This window comes from Roseibium sp., from assembly GCF_965233565.1.
In the GTDB taxonomy this organism is placed as follows: domain Bacteria; phylum Pseudomonadota; class Alphaproteobacteria; order Rhizobiales; family Stappiaceae; genus Roseibium.
In genome coordinates this window covers 3722515-3740475 of record NZ_OZ247494.1, presented here as the reverse complement: position 1 = coordinate 3740475, position 17961 = coordinate 3722515, and the positions used below count along the sequence as shown (strand labels likewise).

The window sequence follows — 17961 nt, the reverse complement described above, 5'->3', positions numbered from 1 at the left end:
TTAATTGACAGTTTTCACGAGATAAAACCCTCATTGGTTGCATTTGGGGGTTTTCTACATGCGGAATTTTTCACTGATTTCCGTTCTTTCGATGTTGCTGTCGGCATCGGCCTACGCCGCCGATCCTTCGGCGTCTCCGGCGCAGGATTTTGGTACCGTTGCGGATCTGCGGCTCCAGCGAAGCGACTGGTCCGGCTTCAACGCCGTTGTCTTCGGTGGCGGCGGTTTTCTTTCGGGATCAGACAGCCTGGGGAATAACAGTTTCTTCCGCTCCGGATTGGTTGGCGGTTCCCTCGGTGTCGACCAGCAGTTCGATCGGATTGTTTTTGGCGTCAGCGTGGAAGGTGCCCTGACAAACTTCCAGGGAAGCTCCGCGTCCGGAAATACCAGACAGACCTCAAACTGGGTTGGATCTGCAACCGCTCGCCTTGGATACGATGCAGGCCGGTTCATGCCTTACGTCACTGCAGGCATGGGTTTCGGAAACTACAAGATTGAGCGCAAGAGCAACGGCGCTTCCGACGAGAACACCTTTGTTGGCCTGGTAGCCGGCGCTGGCGCCGAAGCGCGGATCACAGACGGCCTGTTCGCGAAATTCGACTACAAGCATTACGCATTCGGCGAAAAAACCTATAACGTCTCCGGCCTGAACTCCTTCACGGTCGACGGAAAATCCGATTTGTTTTACCTAGGCATCGGATATCGTTTCTGATGTCCCTCACCCGGAAAAAGGCCACCGTAGCTCAGGCTTCAGGCTGAAGGCACATCTGGTAGAGCGTTGCGAGGTCCTGGAGTTCTTCTGCATCCGGGTGGGACAGAAACTCTTCGACAATCTCTCCAAGTGCGAGATGCATCTGCCGGTGCTGGCGCAGGCGGCGATAGGAAGAGCCGAGCTTGTAGACCTGGTCGATTTCTTCACGCGAGAATAGGTCAAGCCCGGCTATGCCGAGCACAATGCCGAGGTCTGCGTTGGTCCGGCGGCTCAATTTATGCGCCACGATAAATCCGAACAGTCCCGTCACGAACCGGTTTTCAAAACTCAGGCTCTCGAACCGCCGGCCGGCCGCATTCAAGACCAGTTTCATGATCGCTACCGTGGCAGCCGCGGCAAACTCGGTTGGCGTGTTCGTGTCACGAATTTCCAGACCGGCATCTTCCAGCATGCCGGTCAGGTTTTTTCTGAGGCGGTCTTCCGTTTCAACGGCCCGCAGTTCTGAAATGAATTCTGGCTCTTCCTGTAAACGACTTCCAAACAAACTAAGCATGACACCGGCCTCATGTGACGCAAGAACAAGGCGTATTGATCAAGCCTGCCCGAAAAATGTAGAGCAGAAGTTACGCTACGGCAAACACTGTCATTCTATTTCGTTTCCCAGTTCCTAATCGTGATCGAGAACACTTTTTGGCCGGTTCTCAGGAACCGGCCTTCGGCAATCCCTTGTAAGCCTCATTACCCCAGACGGCATTGACGCGTGCATCGCGGCCGCAGCCCTTGCGATATCCCTTGTAGGCGTCTGCACGCGTGACATAGCCAAACCGGGTCAACGTCCGCACCGGACTCTTGTAATAGCTCTGGTGATAGTCTTCCGCCGGCCAGAACACCGCCGGACCCTCGACCGGTGTGACGACCTTGCCACCAAGCGCCTTGTCGGCCTTTGCGATTTCGGCTTTCGCCTGCTTGGCCTGGGCCTCATCCAGGGGATAGATCGCTGAAGAATAGCCAAATCCACGATCACAGAACTGACCACCTGCATCCGTCACATCGATGGTCCGAAGGAAGACGCCGACAAGGTCGGCGTAGCTGATCTTTGTTTCATCGAAATCCACCTTGACCACTTCGCGATGACCACCGCGCTCGTAGTTCTTGTAAGTCGGATTCTGGGTATTTCCACCGGCGTAGCCCGACACCACGTCGCGAACCCCTGGCAGTTTTTCCAGATCCGCTTCCACACACCAGAAACAGCCTCCTGCCAGAATGGCGGTTTCAGCCTTGGCAGTTGTAATCGCGGCCACTCCGGCAAGAAGGGCGGCAAGAGATAGCGGCAGCATGCGCTTCATGATAGATCCTCCAATCGCTGCTGACAGAGGTAACGCATCTCGGCTTGGCGGCAACTCAACTCAGCAGTCCAAATCCGCACATGACCGTGAGGCCGCCGTGATGGCTCCGTTACGCCAAGAAATTCCGCTCCATATTGTCATTTGTGGTTCCATGTCGGCGCTTGAGGTGATGGAGGATCTTGCGGCCCAGCTCCGACAGGAGGGGTACACCGTTTCCACACCGGTGCCGGAAGAAGCCGGATTTGACTGGGCAACGCTCTCTCCGGAAGAGGCTGCCGCGCGCAAAAAAGTGTTTCTCAGCGACTATTTCGAAGTGATCCGGAACGGCGATGTGGTGTTGATCGCCAACACGAAAAAGCATGGTATCCCAGGCTATATAGGGGCCAATACGCTCATGGAGGCAGCCTGTGGATATGCGCTGCACAGGCCGGTCCTGTTCCTTCACCCGATCGGTGATCAGCCCTGCCGAATTGAAGCTTCTGCCGTTTCGAGCGGCACCTTGAACGGCAATCTCAACAAATTGGCCGACCTGCTTCCAGCTCAAAGCCGGTCGTGAACGATCCCGTAGGCCAGCGATGTGAAACCGGCATCAAAGCGAGGCAAATCGTATCTCGGGCCGGACAATTTCTGTGATCCTCTGCCCCGTATTGACGGCACTGTAGATCGATCTCGGCGGCCGTGCGGCGCTGTTGACGCTACGCTGCACCCAATCGCGCTCCTCCATCGACTTCAGCGCCTGCGATAGCGCACGATCCGTGATTGTCAGCAGGTCTTTCTTGATGTCGCAGAAATGGCGCGGCCGTCGAAGCGACGACAAAACCGGCAAAGTCCAGGACCTGCGGAGCAGGATCGGGTCGTCGCCCACCGCTGTCTCCTGGATCCGGTAGGCAAGCGCTGCCGCCTTGATGCCCACAGGTGTCAGCCTGAATTCGGGCCGCAACGGGTGGCCGTGGCCGGGATTGCGCTCCAGCAGATTAAGACTGACCAGGTGTTGCATGCTTTGGGAAAAGGCTGTCCTGCCGGCTCCAGTGGCTGTCAGCAATGCCGCCTGCCGACCGGGAACACCTGCGTGCAGGTTCGACAGGATGGCAAGCGACCACGCTTTGGACGTGAGGTTGACAAACAGCTTTATGTCCATAAAGTATAGTTAGTATATTTTCTGCAAAAAGAAAATGACCCACTGTGCATTTCAACAAGAGAATTCTCTGCCGGTAACAGCTGCGAAGGGTTTGCAATCCGGGACCACAATCAACCGGACAAAGGCCCCTCATCGGTGATGGCGGTCTTATGAAAGGAACTTGCACATGCGCCTGCTCACTTTGTCTTCACTCGCTTTTTTCGCCCTTACGTCAGTCGCCCGGGCAGACCCCTTCCAGGAAATCACTGTCGGTGTGCCCGTGCCGTCGCTCAGCGAAGCCGAGCGCTGGTATGCGAAATTCTTCGGAACAGACACAGAGGTGATCAGACCGGCTCCCGGTGTGGTCGAATTCAAGGTCGCGCCAGGGGTCTGGTTTCAGCTGTTTGAGGCGGACGCCCAACAATCACAAGGAGCCGTGGTCAGATATCAGGTCGATGACATGGCGGCGGCTCAAACTGCGCGTGCCGATGCCGGTATCACGACGGGCGAAGCCATCGAAATTCCGGGTGTCGTGACGTATTCGGAGTTTTCCGACCCTTTCGGAAACGCACTTGGGTTCTACGCACTTCCCAAGGCTGGGCCCCAACAATAACTTGCGTGAAAGGAAGGAGATGAATTTGTTCGGACATGCGGCGCAAAGCTGCAGGAAACCGTCCGGTTTCCAAAGATTTGCATCGACGTCGCCGGGCAAATTCATCTTATCCCGAAGGGATGCAAAAACAGCTTTGACCGGCTCACAAGGCGCATGACAATTTATTGGCGGTCTATGTCCAGGCCTTCGCTGCCTCGTCGAAACCGGGCAGCTGTGGTTTGACAACACAGAAACGATGACCGCTGGCGGCTTCCATGACCGTCCAGCCTGCAAGCTGCGACACGACGCTTGCACCAAGCTTTTCCAGCCGCGCAACTTCTTTCTCCGGGTCATCGGTCTCGATATCAAGATGCACCCGGGAGGGATGCTCAACCGCCTGCAGCAGGATGCCGATCTCGCCGTCCCTGCCGATCAGGCGCCGGTAGCGCGGGTTCTTCGGCGCGGCCTCGACGTCCCGGCCGAGGGCGCCTGCCCAGAACACCGCGTGATCATCGATGTCACCACCTTCGCAATCAATGACCAGATCTCCCAAACGGCTTCTATGCATGTCTGTCTCCTTCAAAAAAATACGAGAACAAATATCGAACAAATCAAGGCGGGCCGCAAGCCCGCCTTGACATTCTTTGGGATCAAACCGACCAGCTTACGCCGCAGCTGCAGTCTTCGCAGTCTCCGTCTCGCCTTGTCCGGTCCAGTCGATCTTCTGGGTGACAAACATTGTGACTGCCAACGCCAGGAAGGCGATTACCGACCCGATCAGGAGCGCATAATCCTGTTCGCGCATCAGGGCGAACAACACGGCAAAAATGGTTGCCAGTACCGCAAACATCACCGCCCCGGCTGATCGGCTTTTCAAGGAGGTGCCGACATAGGCGGCATTCAGGACGGTTGCTGCAGACGCCGCCCCGAGATAGGCAAGGCCGTAGCCGACATGTTCCGCCAGAGCGAGCAGCATCACGTAGAATATGATCAGGGCCAGTCCGACCAACCCATACTGGATCCAGTGGAAGCGCCAGCCGGAGCGCATCTCCAGAACAAACACGGCCAGAAAACTCAGACTGATGAAGCCGATGGCATATTTGAGGGACCGGGAAATGGTCTGGTAGAAATTGACGGGTTCAACGAACTTCACCCCCAGCAGCTTGGACTGCAGCGGCAATTGGTTCGTGACCAGCGTCTTCGGGATGCCGCGGGCAAGATAGGGGATGGACCAGTTGGCCTCAAACCCCGTATCCGCGATCGTGCGCTCGTCCGGCAGAAACGCTCCGGTGAAACCGGGATGAGGCCAGTTGGAAGACAGGTTGACGGCCGTGCTCTGACCGGCCGGTGCCACATAGACCGCAGTCGATCCGTTCAGGTCCAGCGGGACCTGAAAGGCAAACCCCTTGCGCCATTTGAGCGGCGGGACCGCTGCATTGATGCCGGACGAAGCGGAGACGGGAGCGGCTTTGAACTGGCCGGTGGAGACGGTCATCGGACCGGGACCGGGCTCGAACGGGATGGGAGCGTTGCCATCCAGCGTCAGAGAGACCTCGTTCTTGAGCGCGCGGACGTCACCTATGCCGACCACCAGCAGGGCCTTGTCGGCGGCAATATCGACGGTGCCGCCCTGTTGCGGTTCGAACATGTTCGAAGGAGGTGCGCCAAACCGGCCGCTCAACTGCACGGCCCCGGAGTATACCGGCAGCGAATAGATCGATTTCCGGCGTTCCTCGACCTGCAGGTCCCCCGAGACATCCAGCTTTTCGGGAAAGAGGACCGCCGTGTGCCAATGCACTTCGGTCCTGCCCCGATCGCCGGTGCCGATCGTCACGGTTTCGCTGAAAGGCACGACCAGATACGGCCCGTTGATTTCCTGAGTACCGCCCCAGGACCCGGCGATGTCCCTGGCGACCTCCCTGGCGCGGTCGGCCCGTTCCTCGACCAGGATCCACACAAACAGGCTCGGCACCATGAGCATGACGGTCAAAATGCCGATCAGAACAAATTTGACACCGGGTGAGTTCAGGAATGCGCGCGGCCGGAAAGGCGGAGGCCCGTTTGCCGCGCTGCCCGTTGTCGCATCCGTGTCGCTAACATCTGTCATTCAATCAATCCTTTGCAACGAGCGCATCTGAAACAGGCTTCGGGGGACCTCGGCCGCGGCGTTTGAAGTGGGACGCTCTTTCAACGCGGTGACCTTGACCGGACAGCAAGGAGAGAACCGGGCAATGATGCCGGTCTTTTCAGCATTGTTTTTGCAGAAACCGTGCAGACGCCTTCCGGTCATCGATTGTCCGGGAAATTAGTTGCCCTATTTTCTCAACCGGGGCTTGTTCTGAGCAGTCTTTGAGTGTCAGAATGGCATGACCATCGGAAATTATACCAATGAATACACTGCCAGAAACGACTTTTCGGGCTCAGCCCACCTATGCTCGCCGCGCGGATTATCTGCCGGCGCTCGTCAGGCGGCTGGATCTTGCCCGGAGCGAGCAGCATCGCTTCCTGATGGTTGCCCATCTTTTCGACGACACCATGCGCATGATCGATGCGCTGGCCGGGGTCATGGATTTCGACGCGATCATCGGGGTCCCCTATTCCTCCGGCAGCGATGCAACCCGGCTGAAATGGCAATCGCGTTACGGCGACAGGGTTCAGTGCCCGAAGACGGAAACGGAGTTCCGCCAGGTGCTTGCCAGCGCTCTTCAGAAAAGCCTTCTTGCCTGCCGGAGTTCCGGGCAGAAGCTGGTGATCCAGGAGGTTGGCGGGTATGTGGTCGAGCTGCTGCACGAACGGTTTCAGGATCAGCTCGACCTGGTCGAAGGCGTGGTTGAAATCACCAAGCAAGGCGTCTGGCGCGCGGACCAGCTAGCTCTGAAAATTCCTGTCCTGCATTGTGCAGACAGCGAGCTGAAGCGGCTGGAAGCCGCCCGTTGCGGCGAGACCATCGCCCGCTGCCTGGACGGTCTGATGCGCGATCTCGGCAATACTCTCGCCGGACGCCACGCGACCGTCTTTGGGGCCGGCTGGATCGGCTTTGGTGTCGCCAGGGCGCTCCGGAGGCTCGATGTCCAGCCCGTTCTTGTCGATCTCAACCCGCTGAAGGTTGCCGAGGCGCGCCTGTCCGGTTTCGACGCAACACTTTCACCCGGAGATCTCGGCCGGGCCGACCTCGTGGTCGGTGCCGCAGGGCGCCTGTCGGTCACGTCCGATGTGCTGCGCCAGTTGCGCAGTGGCTGCCTCGTGGCAAGCGCAAGTTCGCGCCGGATCGAAATCGACGTCGAGTTTCTGGAAGCAGCGCCCGGATATGACATTCACCCATCCATTCGCGCCTATCACTTTGCCGACGGGCCGGCAGGGCAGGACCGGCAGGTCTGTCTGGTCAATGACGGGTATCCGGCCAATTTCATCCCCGGTTCGGGCAGTGTCGCGGATGAAATCGTCGAACTGATCCTGGGGGAACTGATCGTGCTGATGGCCGATCTGACCACCTACACATACGAGCCCGGCATTCACCGTCTGGATTCTGAAGGAGAGGCAGCGTGCACCCAACTCTGGATCGAGCAAAGAGACGGGATGTAACGGACGCGCCCGAAGAGGTTGCCGTTCATTCCGAGTATCTGGTCAAGAAGCTCAGCAATGCGCAGCGAAACCTTTACGGCACGGTGAAATTCGACGTCGTGTCCCGGCAGATCCGGGACTGGGCCGCAGAGCTCGACCGGCCGCCGCGCATTCTCGACATCGGCTGCTCCACCTCGATTTCCAGGGACTATCTGGCCGAGACGGGACTGGAATTCGACTATTGCGGCGCCGATTACGAAGCCGCGTTCGAGCCGGACATCGTGCTGGATGCCACACGGCTGTCGGAGCACCGGAACGAACTGCCCTGGCGCCCCGATGTGATTACCCTCCTGGATGTGCTGGAACATCTGCCCGGCCAGGGCCCCGCGATTGAATCGGTAATGCGCCAATGCGGGGAGGTGGTCGCACCCGGTGGCCTGATCCTGGCTGTGGTGCCGCAGCTCTACCGTCTCGACCGGCTCAAACTGAAACACCTGCATTATCCCGAACACCATGTGCGCATGACGCTTGCCGAATGGTCGGGCATCATTGCCCGCGCCGTCACGATCGAGGCCGTTCACGGCGTCGGCTATCTCTCCTGCCTGCCCTATCTGCCGATGTTCAGCCCCTGGTATGAGGAACACAATCGCCACGGCAAGCTGTTCCATCATCTGCGCGGCAAGACCTTCGAATGGGGTCCGCTGAAGCCACTGGAAAAAGGCCTCACGCGCTCCCTTGGCCGCCTGCCGGGCTTCCGGGGCTGGTGCAACAGTTCACTGCTGGTGTGCCGGGCGAAGGGGTGAGAAGGGAAATCAGCTACCTATGGATCGTCATCCCGGTTTGGCACTTCAGCGGCAAGACCGGGATGACAAATGGAGCGAGGCTTTCAATCGTAAACGACCACAGGTCAGAACCGGATGATCGACTGGTCCACCAGCTCCTGGCTCATGTGCCCTTCATCCGGATATCCGATCGATACGTTGCGTAACTCTGTCCGGCCACGCTTTGCAGCAAATACCTTGTGCGTGTGCCCGAAAAACCAGAACTCCGGTTGATGCTGCAAAATCAGGTCGCCCAGATCAGACGCATAACAACAGCTCAGCCCGTCTTCCTGGCCGGCAGCTTCCGGAAGTGGTGCATGATGGGTGACGACGGCCGTCGGTCCCGGCCAGTGAGCGCCGAGCTCCGCAGCCAGCCAGGCCTTGTGATCAACGTGAACGCGCCTCGTGTCCTCTGGACCAATCTTCCGATAGGCGGCGGACGCCAGACGGATATGACGATAGTCGTTCATCTGAAGCCGTGCAGCCTGGGTGTTCGCCCAATAGTCGCCGCCACATTCAAAATCCGTCCACAACGTGCACAGCAGAAGCCGCAGGTCACCGATCGCCATGTGCCTCTTCTGGGCGAAATGAACACCGGCCGACTGCGCCAGCTCGCTCAGGCGTACGTCGCCATCGAGCCGGAAATTGTAATAGTCATGATTTCCCGGAACGATGACGATCCTGTCCCGGTCGATGAACCGGGCGAGGACCTCAATGGCCCACGGCCAGCGAACCTTTGGCTTGTTGGTGAGATCGCCGGCAACGATCAGCGCGTCCAGTCCACCCAGGTCAACGTTGCCGAAGGGCGACAGACCTGACGCATGCCAGAAATCGAGATGCAGATCTCCCAGAACCAGAATGCGGCCAGTGTGACGTGTCAGGCGCAGCATGGTTTCACCCAGGTGGATACAAAGCCGGAACTATAGCCTATCTCGGGCACAGTTCAGCGGACCAATGACGCCAGAAAGTATCGATCTCGGCTCGATTTTCGTCGCCCGGCGGCTCGGCTTTCGCCCAGGGTTCGAACCGCTCGTAAAGGGTCAGGATAAAGGCTGACAACACGGGATCCAGCCGTTCTGCGCCCATTTCGGAACTTTCCGCCTTTTGTGCCAAGAGGCGGTCGATTGCCTCCAAGACCGATTCGGGAAAATCGACATCCCGGCGCATGTCCAGAAAGTTCATCGGCGCTACCGCCTTGTCCGGATGCTCTGACAACCACATCAAGGCGGTCAGTGGCCTCAAGGCATAGAGCGTCTTCTTCAATGATACATCGCCCTTGAAATGGTCCAGTCTCTGGATCTGCGCCTTGGCGAGGTGATAATAATGCTTACCGATGAGCGCCCGGTCACAGACCGCTTCCGCCAGCTCCAGCGCTGCGTCCCGAAAAGGCACATGCAGCTGATAGGCAAACACCGATTTCAGCCATTCGACGATCACTGCGTTGCCGGAATGCATGAGGCGCAGTGCCTTCGCCAGATCCCAGCCGTTGATGTCGAACACCGGCGTGAGCGGCTCCTCGATGACGTCACGCACCGGGAACAGCGTGACTGTTTTTTCGCGCGCGCGCACATAGACAAAACGGCAATCATAGTCGCTGTCCGGCGACGGAAATCCCCAGGCGCGGCTACCGCTTTCAATGGCCAGCGGAATGGTGATGGTTTCCCGCGTCTCCAGCGCCTTCAGCCGGCTGCGGATTTCTGCAACGATATTCGGATCCATGATCAATGACTTTTTCAAAAACAAGGGGCCACCCGATGGGCGGCCCCTGCAGATAGCAAGTCCGGGGAAAAAATCAAACCCGGCGTTCGACCATCATCTTCTTGATCTCGGCAATTGCCTTGGCCGGATTGAGGCCTTTCGGGCAGGCCTGGGAGCAGCCACTTCATCCCGAGACGAGCCATCATGGTCTGTCAGGATCTCGTCGACCATGATCTTCAAATCATTGAAGTGGTCAGTCAGGAGGCAGTTGCGTACAGGGGCTGAATCCTGCGCGAAGGCACTATAGATTGTGTTTTAAATAACTCATGAACTTGTTGCCGAACCCTACGCGCAGTTTCCGCAAGATGGAATGAGCATCATCACGATCAATCTTGCCATAAACGTCATTCAGGCAACGCGCCAAGCACTCCGCGAGAAGTTCGTGGTCTTCCTGGTTTTCCAAGAGTTCATGGTAGTGGTGCCGTTTTTCAGCGTATGGAACCGGGCCCGAGTTGACCAGCAAACGGGCTTTTGCCTGTTTGCCGGGAGTAGCGCCCATCAAACCATTCCAGGCTTTTGCAGAGATTGCCTGGTTTTCGAAAAAGTCGACCCAGAGCACATATTCTATTGCTTCACGGTACGGCCGGTCGTGATGCTCGAGCGCTTGTAACATCTGTTGCCATAGATAGACTTCTGCCGTGGCACTTAAATCGCTCATGTACAATCGTGGTAGCAAGGAAGCTGTCGGGTAGCAGGGCCATAGCTGAATAACCTCGAACACTTGCCCAAGTTTATCCTGGTCTGTCAGAGCTCCCCATCGCTCTTTGAGGATGCCCTCGCATAAGTCGTCGATCAGTTCCCAATATTGATCTTCAAGAACATCCCCGCTGTTGACCCTAATCGACGCCGATATGTCATCGACATGCACTCCGTGATCGCCAAGATCGTCCAACATCTGTTGTATCGTAAGTTCCGATTTCATGAGGCCTCGGCTTTCAATCTTTGTACAATCGCAAGAACGGTGTTTTTTTTGAAATCCCGAGGTCACGGGCTATCCATCGGTAGGGACGGCCTTCTTCGATCAAAGCCATGACCTTGGCTGCGAGACGGCCTGATTTTGGCCGTGGTGCCGCAGCTCTATCGGCTCGACCGGCTAAAGTTTAAGCACCTTCATTATCCAGAACACCATGTGCGCATGACCTTGGCGGGATGGCCGGAGATCATCGGCCGGGCGGTCATCATCGAGACCGTTCACGGCATCGGTTATCTCTCCTGCCTGCCCTAGTTGCCGATGCTGAGCCCCTAGTAAAAGGAGCACAACCGCCACGGCAGGCTGTTCCACCATCTGCGCGGCAAGACGTTTGAATGGGAACCGCTCAAGCCGATAGAAAAGGCGATGACACGCACCCTTGGCCGCCTGCCGGGCTTCCGTGGCTGGTGCAACAGCTGGCTGCTGGTGTGCAGGACGAAGGGGTGAGGAAGGAAATCCGCTACCCATCGGTCGTCACCGGGCCTATGGATTGTCATCCCGGTTTGGCGCTTCGCGCCAAGACCGGGACCCAGTATTCTGTGTGTCCGTCGCGGAAACACAGGTCGGAAACCTGTGAGTACTGGATCCCGGATCTCCGCTGCGCTCCGTCCGGGATGACAAGGTGGGAGTGTTAGCCTCTTCAAAAAAGGCCGCCCCGAGGGACGGCCTTTCCAAATTCCGGAACATCAGAATACTCAAACCCGGCGTTCGACCATCATCTTCTTGATCTCGGCGATTGCCTTGGCCGGGTTGAGGCCCTTCGGGCAAGCCTGGGAGCAGTTCATGATGGTGTGGCAGCGGTAGAGCCGGAACGGGTCTTCCAGATTGTCCAGGCGCTCGCCGGTGGCCTCGTCGCGGCTGTCGATCAGCCAGCGATAGGCCTGAAGCAGGATGGCCGGGCCGAGATAGCGGTCGCCGTTCCACCAGTAGCTCGGGCAGGAGGTCGAGCAGCAGGCGCAGAGAATGCACTCATATAGCCCATCCAGCTTGACGCGGTCCTCATGGGACTGGCGCCATTCCTTTTCCGGCGCCGGGGACACCGTCTTGAGCCAGGGCTCAATGGAGCGGTGCTGGGCATAGAAGCGGGTCAGGTCCGGCACCAGGTCCTTGACGACGGCCATATGCGGCAGCGGGTAGATCTTGACGACGTCACCGGCGATCTCGTCCGTACCCTTGGTACAGGCGAGCGTGTTGGTGCCGTCAATGTTCATCGCGCAGGACCCGCAGATGCCTTCGCGGCAGGACCGGCGGAAGGTCAGGGTCGGGTCGATCTTGTTCTTGATGTAGATGAGACCGTCCAGCACCATCGGGCCGCAATTGTCTGCATCCACGAAATAAGTGTCCACCCGCGGGTTGCGGCCGTCATCCGGGTTCCAGCGGTAGATCCGGTATTCGCGCAAGTTTGTGGCGCCTTCCGGCTTGTCCCACACCTTGCCTTCCGTCACCGTGGAGTTCCGGGGAAGCGTCAGCTGAACCATTTGTTACTGCTCCGCGTTGGGCCCAAGTTTCGCGTCCGGGCCATAATGTGTTCGAACTCAGGCAGCGAGCTCGAAGATCATGTTGTCATTCGTTCGGCCGGTGATCTTGTAGGCCCGGTTTGCCAGTTCAGGCAGGCAATCCTCGCTCCAGTAAGGCCGGCAATTGGTTTCCAGAAGGATCACGCGGGGCCAGAGGCTCTTCTCCGCGTGCCTCAAAAAGGGCAGCACCACACGGTCCTCAAACCCTTCCACATCCACTTTCAAGACATCGATCCTGGTCAGGCCCTGATCATCGGCAATCGCGGTCAAGGGCCGCATCTTAACGAAGGAAGAGGTCCAGTCACCCGCCCATTCACCGGTCGTCAGGTCTTCCACGAAGGTCGCGAAGCCGCAATTGCTCGGTTCCTGGAAGAACGGCATCGTGTCTTCGCGCGGACCAACCGCGGAATTGACGATCCGGACGCTGTCCAGCTCGTTCGCCTTGACGTTGAAGCTCAGCTTTGTTGCCGTCTGCGGGTTGGCCTCGATCGCCAGCACGTCTGCACCGCATTTGGCGGCAAAGATCGAATAGGAGCCGATATTGGCGCCGACATCGACAAATACCGTGCCTTCACCCAGATGCGGCTCCAGAAGCTTGTGCTCGGCCCGTTCCGGAAGGCGGCCCTTGGCCAGAATCTTGCGGTCGTCATAGTTCTCGCCCGGATAGATCCGGAACTTCAGACCTTCGGCCTCAAGATCGTAAGGTCCCTTGAAGAACCGGGCCACGAGCGCACGAATGCGCCGGCGCAGGCCCTTGGAGAGGTCGTGCCGGTCGGCGAGACGCCAGGCAGCCCGGACCATCCGCTCGGCAGGGTAAGTGCCGAACGGGCTTCTGATATCCGGAAGGGATGCCACCTGGCTCACCGCATGCGCTCCTTAGTAGACGCGCGCTTTTGGCGCGATCTTCTTCGGATCAATACCGCCTTCGTCGAAGGTGGTCAGCGGATCGAGCACCACCGGACGGTAGTCCAGCTTGACGTTGCCCGCATCATCGACCCAGGCCAGCGTGTGCTTGCGCCAGTTCTCGTCGTCGCGGCCGGCAAACGGACCATCCTTGTAGTCTTCACGCGCATGCGCACCGCGGCTTTCCTTGCGGGCTTCCGCGCCATAGACCGTAGTGATGGCGTTGGCCATCAGGTTCTCAAGCTCCAGCGTTTCCACCAGATCGGAGTTCCAGATCATCGAACGGTCGGACACCTTCAGGTCACCCATTTCGCCCCAGATGGCAGACAGGCGCTTGCAGCCCGCCTCCAGGCTTTCCTGGGTGCGGAAGACGGCCGCGTCTTCCTGCATGGCGGCCTGCATCTTGTCGCGCAGATCCGCGGTCGGGACGGCCCCGTCGGCGTGACGCAGCTTGTCGAAGCGGTCCATGATCTTCTCACAGGAGGCTTCACTCGGCGTCGGCACGGCTTCCTTCGGATCGACCACCTGGCCGGCCTTGATGGCAGCGGCCCGGCCGAAGACCACGAGATCGATCAGCGAGTTGGAGCCCAGACGGTTGGCGCCGTGCACCGAGGCGCAGCCGGCTTCCCCGACGGCCATCAGGCCTTCCTGGATCCGGTTCGGGTTGTCACCGTCCGCATTGAGCACCTCACCCCAATAGTTGGTCGGGATGCCGCCCATGTTGTAGTGAACCGTCGGCAGAACCGGGATCGGGTCCTTGGTAACGTCGACGCCGGCAAAGATGCGGGCCGATTCGGAAATACCCGGCAGGCGCTCCGCCAGCAGCGCCGGATCGAGGTGATCCAGGTGCAGGAAGATGTGATCGCCACTCTTGCCGACACCGCGGCCTTCCCGGATTTCCATGGTCATGCAACGCGAGACAACGTCGCGGGATGCCAGGTCCTTGGCCGACGGGGCGTAGCGCTCCATGAAACGCTCGCCCTCGGAATTGACCAGATAGCCGCCTTCGCCGCGGGCACCTTCGGTGATCAGACAGCCGGAGCCGTAGATGCCGGTCGGGTGGAACTGGACGAATTCCATATCCTGCAGCGGCAGGCCAGCACGCGCCACCATGCCGCCGCCGTCACCGGTGCAGGTGTGGGCAGAGGTTGCCGAGAAATAGGCGCGGCCATAGCCGCCGGTCGCCAAGACGACCATCTTGGCCGCGAAGCGGTGGATGGTGCCGTCATCAAGGTTCCAGGCGATCACGCCCTGGCAGACGCCATCGTCGGACATGATCAGGTCGAGCGCAAAATACTCGATGTAGAATTCGGCATTGTTGCGCAGGGACTGGCCGTAAAGCGTGTGCAGAATGGCATGACCGGTCCGGTCGGCCGCCGCACAGGTGCGCTGCACGGGAGGGCCTTCGCCGTAATTCTGCATGTGGCCGCCGAACGGGCGCTGATAGATCTTGCCTTCCTCGGTCCGGGAAAACGGCACGCCGTAATGTTCCAGCTCATAGACCGCCTTCGGCGCTTCACGGGCCAGATACTCCATGGCATCGGTGTCGCCGAGCCAGTCGGAGCCCTTGACCGTGTCGTACATGTGCCATTCCCAGCAGTCCGGCGTCATGTTCTTCAGGGACGCGGCAATGCCGCCCTGGGCTGCAACGGTGTGCGAGCGGGTCGGGAACACCTTGGTGATACAGGCGGTGCGAAGCCCCTGTTCGGCCATGCCGAGGGTTGCCCGCAGGCCGGCCCCGCCGGCGCCAACCACGACCACGTCATAGGTGTGATCGACGAATTCGTAACTTTTGGCCATTCGGGTCAGCCTCCAAAGCCAATCTTGAGCACTGCGAAAACGCAGCCGAAACCGATAAAGGCACAGAAGAAGGTGTTCGCCATCAAGGTCAGGAACTTGATGCCTTCACCGTGCACATAGTCCTCGATGATCACCTGCATGCCGAGCTTCATGTGATAGACGCCGGAGAGGATCACCAGGAGCAGGATGATGGAAACGAGAGGGTTCTTCAGGGTCTCGATCACATCGCCATGGGTCGAACCCTGCATGGAGATGACAAGGATCACGAAAAAGGAGATCAGGAAGACGTTGGCCACAGCGGTCAGACGCTGCTTCCAGAAGTGATCCGTGCCTTCCTTGGCCGACCCGAGCCCGCGAACCTTGTTCAGGGGTGTGCGCATATCGCTCATGACACTCTCCTCAGCGAACCATGTAGCCGATGATCCAGAGGATCAACGTCAGGGAGACAGAACCGATGATGGTCGCCTTGGCGAGCCACTCGCGGGCGTCCTTGCCGAAGCCGGCACCCATGTCCCAGATGAAGTGGCGCAGGCCGCCGAGCATGTGATGCACAAGCGCCCAGGTGAAGCCGAACAGAATCAGGCGACCGATGATCGAGCCGTAGATGTCGTTGACGAAATCGAAATAGGCCGGGCCTGCCGCGGCGGCGATCAGCCACCAGGCCAGCAGGATTGTCCCAAAGTAAAGGGCTGCTCCGGTGATACGGTGCAGAATGGACATGACCATCGTCAGAATGGGTTTATAAATCTGAAGATGGGGCGACAGCGGGCGGTTGCCCCGCAGATCGGCGTTCGGCATGGATTTCCTCTCCCGTGCGACGCTAGAGCGGTATGAGCTCAAAACGAGCAGATTTTGACCTGTAACCGCAATGCTCGGCAAGAGCCCGGTTCAAGGCCGTGGTCAAACTCATTCTCAGCTCATCTCGCCCAAGTTACGTTTACGCAAGCGTAAGCATATCAAGGCGTTATCTAGATGGGTTCTAGCGCTAACACCTCAAAAGGTCAAAATATCCTATAGGCCTAATTGTCGCGAAACCACTTTTGAATCGGTTGAAAGTGACACGCGATCCTCTCGGCTGCAGAAAAGTGATCGGCGCAACCCGAAAGCTTCCCTAAACGTCAATCTCGCGACCCGGATGCGGAACGCCAAAAACCGACCATCCGGTTCGATGCGCGAAGAGTTCCATAGCTTCCGTGCCGAGCTTGGAATTGCCATAGCGGTTGAGCCCCGGCGACCAGACCGCAATCGCTGCCCGGCCCGGCGAAATCACGAGGATGCCGCCACCAACGCCGCTTTTTCCCGGCATGCCGACCCGAAAGGCGAAATCTCCCGAGCCGTCATAATGGCCACAGGTCATCATCAGTGCATTGATGCGGCGACGGCGTTCGATCGAGACCAGACCTGGCATTGCCGGGGCATCGACCAGGAACCGCCCGGCAAGCGCCAGTTGGCGGCAGGTCATTTCCACGGCGCATTGATGACAATAGGTACCGAGCACCTTGTCGACGGAGGCCCTCATGTTGCCGTGAGAGGTCAGATAATGTGCCAGCGAGAAGTTCCGGTGTCCGGTCGCGATCTCCGACTTCGCCACTTTCTCGTTCATGTGAATGCTGTCGTCGTCGGCCGCTGCCCGGACAAAGCGCAGCAACTCGCCGAGCGCTTCGCGCGGGCTGGACCCGGACAGATAGGTGTCGGTGGTGACAAGGGCGCCGGCATTGATAAACGGATTGCGCGGGATCCCGTTCTCCCGTTCCAGAAGCAGGATCGAATCAAAGGAGAGACCGGAGGGTTCACGGCCGACCCTTTGCCAGATTTCATCGCCCACCCGGCCCAGCGCCAGAGCCAGCGCGAAGACCTTGGATACGGACTGGATCGAAAAGGGCACATCCGCATCGCCTGCGGAAAAGACACGGCCATCGGCCATCGCAATTGCGATGCCGAACTGGTCCGGATCGATGTTGGCGAGTTCTGGAATGTAACTCGCGACCTTGCCCTTGTCCGGATTGGCCGACGCGGCTTCGGCGATCTCGCTCAACAGATTCTGCATGCACTCCTCCATGACGGAGGGGCACTTGGTCAGATCGCAGCCACAGATGCAAGGCCTGTCGCGGGCTGATCAGGGCATTCTTTGTTCTTGCATGCCAACCGTGCGCTGCCGCTCTGCCGCCAGCATCTTGAACAGGTGCAGCATGAAGATCGTTGCAAATATTGGCGTGACCAGGTTGAGGATCGGCACAGCCAACAGGCAGGCGATGATCAGGCCGGCCATGAACACGGTGCCGCCGCGCGCCTTGCGGAAAGCTTTGGCCTCGGCCGGCGGCATGAACCGCATGGCGGCAAATTCGAAGAATTCACGGCCGAGCAGATAGCCGTTGACCATGAAAAACGCGACCAGGTTGATCCCCGGAATCAGAAGAAGGAACAGGGCGAACAGGTTGCCGAGAATGACCACGCCGGTGAACTTGATGGTCTGGCCGATAGACTGCGCAAATGGCAGTGCCGTGCCCGGGCGGTCGCCCGGATAGTCCTTCTGATCGACAATATCGGCAATCTCGTCCTGGAACAGGCCCGCAAACAGCGCAGAAATCGGCGCAATCAGAAAGCCTAGCGCAAAGACGGCGCCAATCCCGGTCAGGATCGAGATCGACCATTCAATCCAGCCGACCCAGCTGGCACCGTCGCCATATTCGGTCGCCGCAACACCGAGAAAATGTGTCACCAGCCACTGCAGCCCAATCCAGATCACCACCAGGATGGCGAGCGTGAAACCGAGCATCTTCCAGAAAATAGCCCGAAAGGGCTGTTCGAAAACTTCGGACATGGCTCGGGATGCGGCTTGAAACATGACACCTTCGTTATCTGGA

General features: G+C 58.8%; 20 protein-coding genes and 1 pseudogene. 5 read left to right on the top strand and 16 right to left on the bottom strand.

Going from position 1 to position 17961, the window contains the following annotated elements:
• The first annotated feature begins 58 nt into the window (after positions 1–58).
• A complete protein-coding gene (locus tag ACO6TG_RS17235; RefSeq protein WP_422374320.1) occupies positions 59–712 on the top strand; it encodes an outer membrane protein in 654 nt (217 codons plus the stop codon).
• 31 nt (positions 713–743) lie between these two features.
• Here ACO6TG_RS17235 and ACO6TG_RS17230 read toward each other — a convergent pair whose 3' ends face one another.
• Both ACO6TG_RS17230 and msrA read right to left on the bottom strand, forming a co-directional pair.
• Entirely contained in the window at positions 744–1265 is a 522-nt protein-coding gene (locus ACO6TG_RS17230) for a hypothetical protein (protein WP_422374319.1), read from the bottom strand.
• Positions 1266–1413: 148 nt separating this feature from the next.
• Positions 1414–2058: a peptide-methionine (S)-S-oxide reductase MsrA gene (gene msrA, locus ACO6TG_RS17225; RefSeq protein WP_422374318.1), complete on the bottom strand. Its 645-nt coding sequence runs from the start codon at positions 2056–2058 to the stop codon at positions 1414–1416.
• A 151-nt stretch (positions 2059–2209) separates the two neighbouring features.
• Between msrA and ACO6TG_RS17220 the strand changes: the two genes are divergently transcribed.
• A complete protein-coding gene (locus tag ACO6TG_RS17220; RefSeq protein ID WP_422374317.1) occupies positions 2210–2614 on the top strand; it encodes a hypothetical protein in 405 nt (134 codons plus the stop codon).
• 33 nt (positions 2615–2647) lie between these two features.
• On the opposite strand, the gene ACO6TG_RS17215 is transcribed toward ACO6TG_RS17220, so the two are convergent.
• Positions 2648–3196: a winged helix-turn-helix transcriptional regulator gene (locus tag ACO6TG_RS17215; RefSeq protein WP_422374316.1), complete on the bottom strand. Its 549-nt coding sequence runs from the start codon at positions 3194–3196 to the stop codon at positions 2648–2650.
• A gap of 166 nt (positions 3197–3362) precedes the next feature.
• Here ACO6TG_RS17215 and ACO6TG_RS17210 point away from each other — a divergent pair, with 166 nt between their 5' ends.
• Entirely contained in the window at positions 3363–3788 is a 426-nt protein-coding gene (locus ACO6TG_RS17210) for a VOC family protein (protein WP_422374315.1), read from the top strand.
• A 172-nt stretch (positions 3789–3960) separates the two neighbouring features.
• On the opposite strand, the gene ACO6TG_RS17205 is transcribed toward ACO6TG_RS17210, so the two are convergent.
• Positions 3961–4335 (bottom strand): VOC family protein, encoded by a 375-nt coding sequence (locus ACO6TG_RS17205; RefSeq protein ID WP_422374314.1) that lies wholly within the window; start codon positions 4333–4335, stop codon positions 3961–3963.
• Positions 4336–4431: 96 nt separating this feature from the next.
• Entirely contained in the window at positions 4432–5874 is a 1443-nt protein-coding gene (gene creD, locus ACO6TG_RS17200; RefSeq protein ID WP_422374313.1) for a cell envelope integrity protein CreD, read from the bottom strand.
• 281 nt (positions 5875–6155) lie between these two features.
• Between creD and ACO6TG_RS17195 the strand changes: the two genes are divergently transcribed.
• Together ACO6TG_RS17195 and ACO6TG_RS17190 are read left to right on the top strand one after the other, a co-directional pair.
• A complete protein-coding gene (locus ACO6TG_RS17195; protein ID WP_422374312.1) occupies positions 6156–7349 on the top strand; it encodes an S-adenosylhomocysteine hydrolase in 1194 nt (397 codons plus the stop codon).
• Positions 7310–8131, top strand: coding sequence for a class I SAM-dependent methyltransferase (locus ACO6TG_RS17190; RefSeq protein WP_422374311.1), 822 nt, complete (start codon positions 7310–7312; stop codon positions 8129–8131). The genes ACO6TG_RS17195 and ACO6TG_RS17190 overlap by 40 nt, the downstream gene beginning before the upstream one ends.
• A 104-nt stretch (positions 8132–8235) precedes the next feature.
• Here ACO6TG_RS17190 and ACO6TG_RS17185 read toward each other — a convergent pair whose 3' ends face one another.
• The 11 genes and pseudogenes from ACO6TG_RS17185 to ACO6TG_RS17135 form a co-directional block, all read right to left on the bottom strand.
• A complete protein-coding gene (locus tag ACO6TG_RS17185; RefSeq protein WP_422374310.1) occupies positions 8236–9039 on the bottom strand; it encodes a metallophosphoesterase in 804 nt (267 codons plus the stop codon).
• Between the two features lie 37 nt (positions 9040–9076).
• On the bottom strand, positions 9077–9868 hold the full coding sequence (locus tag ACO6TG_RS17180) for a DNA polymerase beta superfamily protein (protein ID WP_422374309.1): 792 nt from the start codon (positions 9866–9868) through the stop codon (positions 9077–9079).
• A gap of 73 nt (positions 9869–9941) precedes the next feature.
• Positions 9942–10025, bottom strand: a pseudogene (locus tag ACO6TG_RS17175) (succinate dehydrogenase iron-sulfur subunit); the annotation flags it as partial.
• Positions 10026–10148: 123 nt separating this feature from the next.
• Positions 10149–10802: a hypothetical protein gene (locus ACO6TG_RS17170; protein ID WP_422374308.1), complete on the bottom strand. Its 654-nt coding sequence runs from the start codon at positions 10800–10802 to the stop codon at positions 10149–10151.
• A 770-nt stretch (positions 10803–11572) separates the two neighbouring features.
• Positions 11573–12355, bottom strand: a complete 783-nt coding sequence (locus tag ACO6TG_RS17165) for a succinate dehydrogenase iron-sulfur subunit (RefSeq protein ID WP_094073458.1) — start codon at positions 12353–12355, stop codon at positions 11573–11575.
• Between the two features lie 57 nt (positions 12356–12412).
• Entirely contained in the window at positions 12413–13258 is an 846-nt protein-coding gene (locus ACO6TG_RS17160; RefSeq protein WP_422374307.1) for an FkbM family methyltransferase, read from the bottom strand.
• A gap of 12 nt (positions 13259–13270) precedes the next feature.
• A complete protein-coding gene (gene sdhA / locus ACO6TG_RS17155; RefSeq protein ID WP_422374306.1) occupies positions 13271–15097 on the bottom strand; it encodes a succinate dehydrogenase flavoprotein subunit in 1827 nt (608 codons plus the stop codon).
• Positions 15098–15102: 5 nt separating this feature from the next.
• Positions 15103–15486, bottom strand: a complete 384-nt coding sequence (sdhD, locus tag ACO6TG_RS17150) for a succinate dehydrogenase, hydrophobic membrane anchor protein (RefSeq protein WP_094073455.1) — start codon at positions 15484–15486, stop codon at positions 15103–15105.
• Between the two features lie 10 nt (positions 15487–15496).
• Complete coding sequence (gene sdhC / locus ACO6TG_RS17145) at positions 15497–15895, bottom strand: succinate dehydrogenase, cytochrome b556 subunit (protein WP_422374305.1); 399 nt, start codon at positions 15893–15895, stop codon at positions 15497–15499.
• A 313-nt stretch (positions 15896–16208) separates the two neighbouring features.
• A complete protein-coding gene (locus ACO6TG_RS17140; RefSeq protein ID WP_422374304.1) occupies positions 16209–17144 on the bottom strand; it encodes a glutaminase in 936 nt (311 codons plus the stop codon).
• A 69-nt stretch (positions 17145–17213) separates the two neighbouring features.
• On the bottom strand, positions 17214–17942 hold the full coding sequence (locus tag ACO6TG_RS17135; RefSeq protein ID WP_422374303.1) for a sulfate transporter family protein: 729 nt from the start codon (positions 17940–17942) through the stop codon (positions 17214–17216).
• Between the last annotated feature and the right edge of the window lie 19 nt (positions 17943–17961).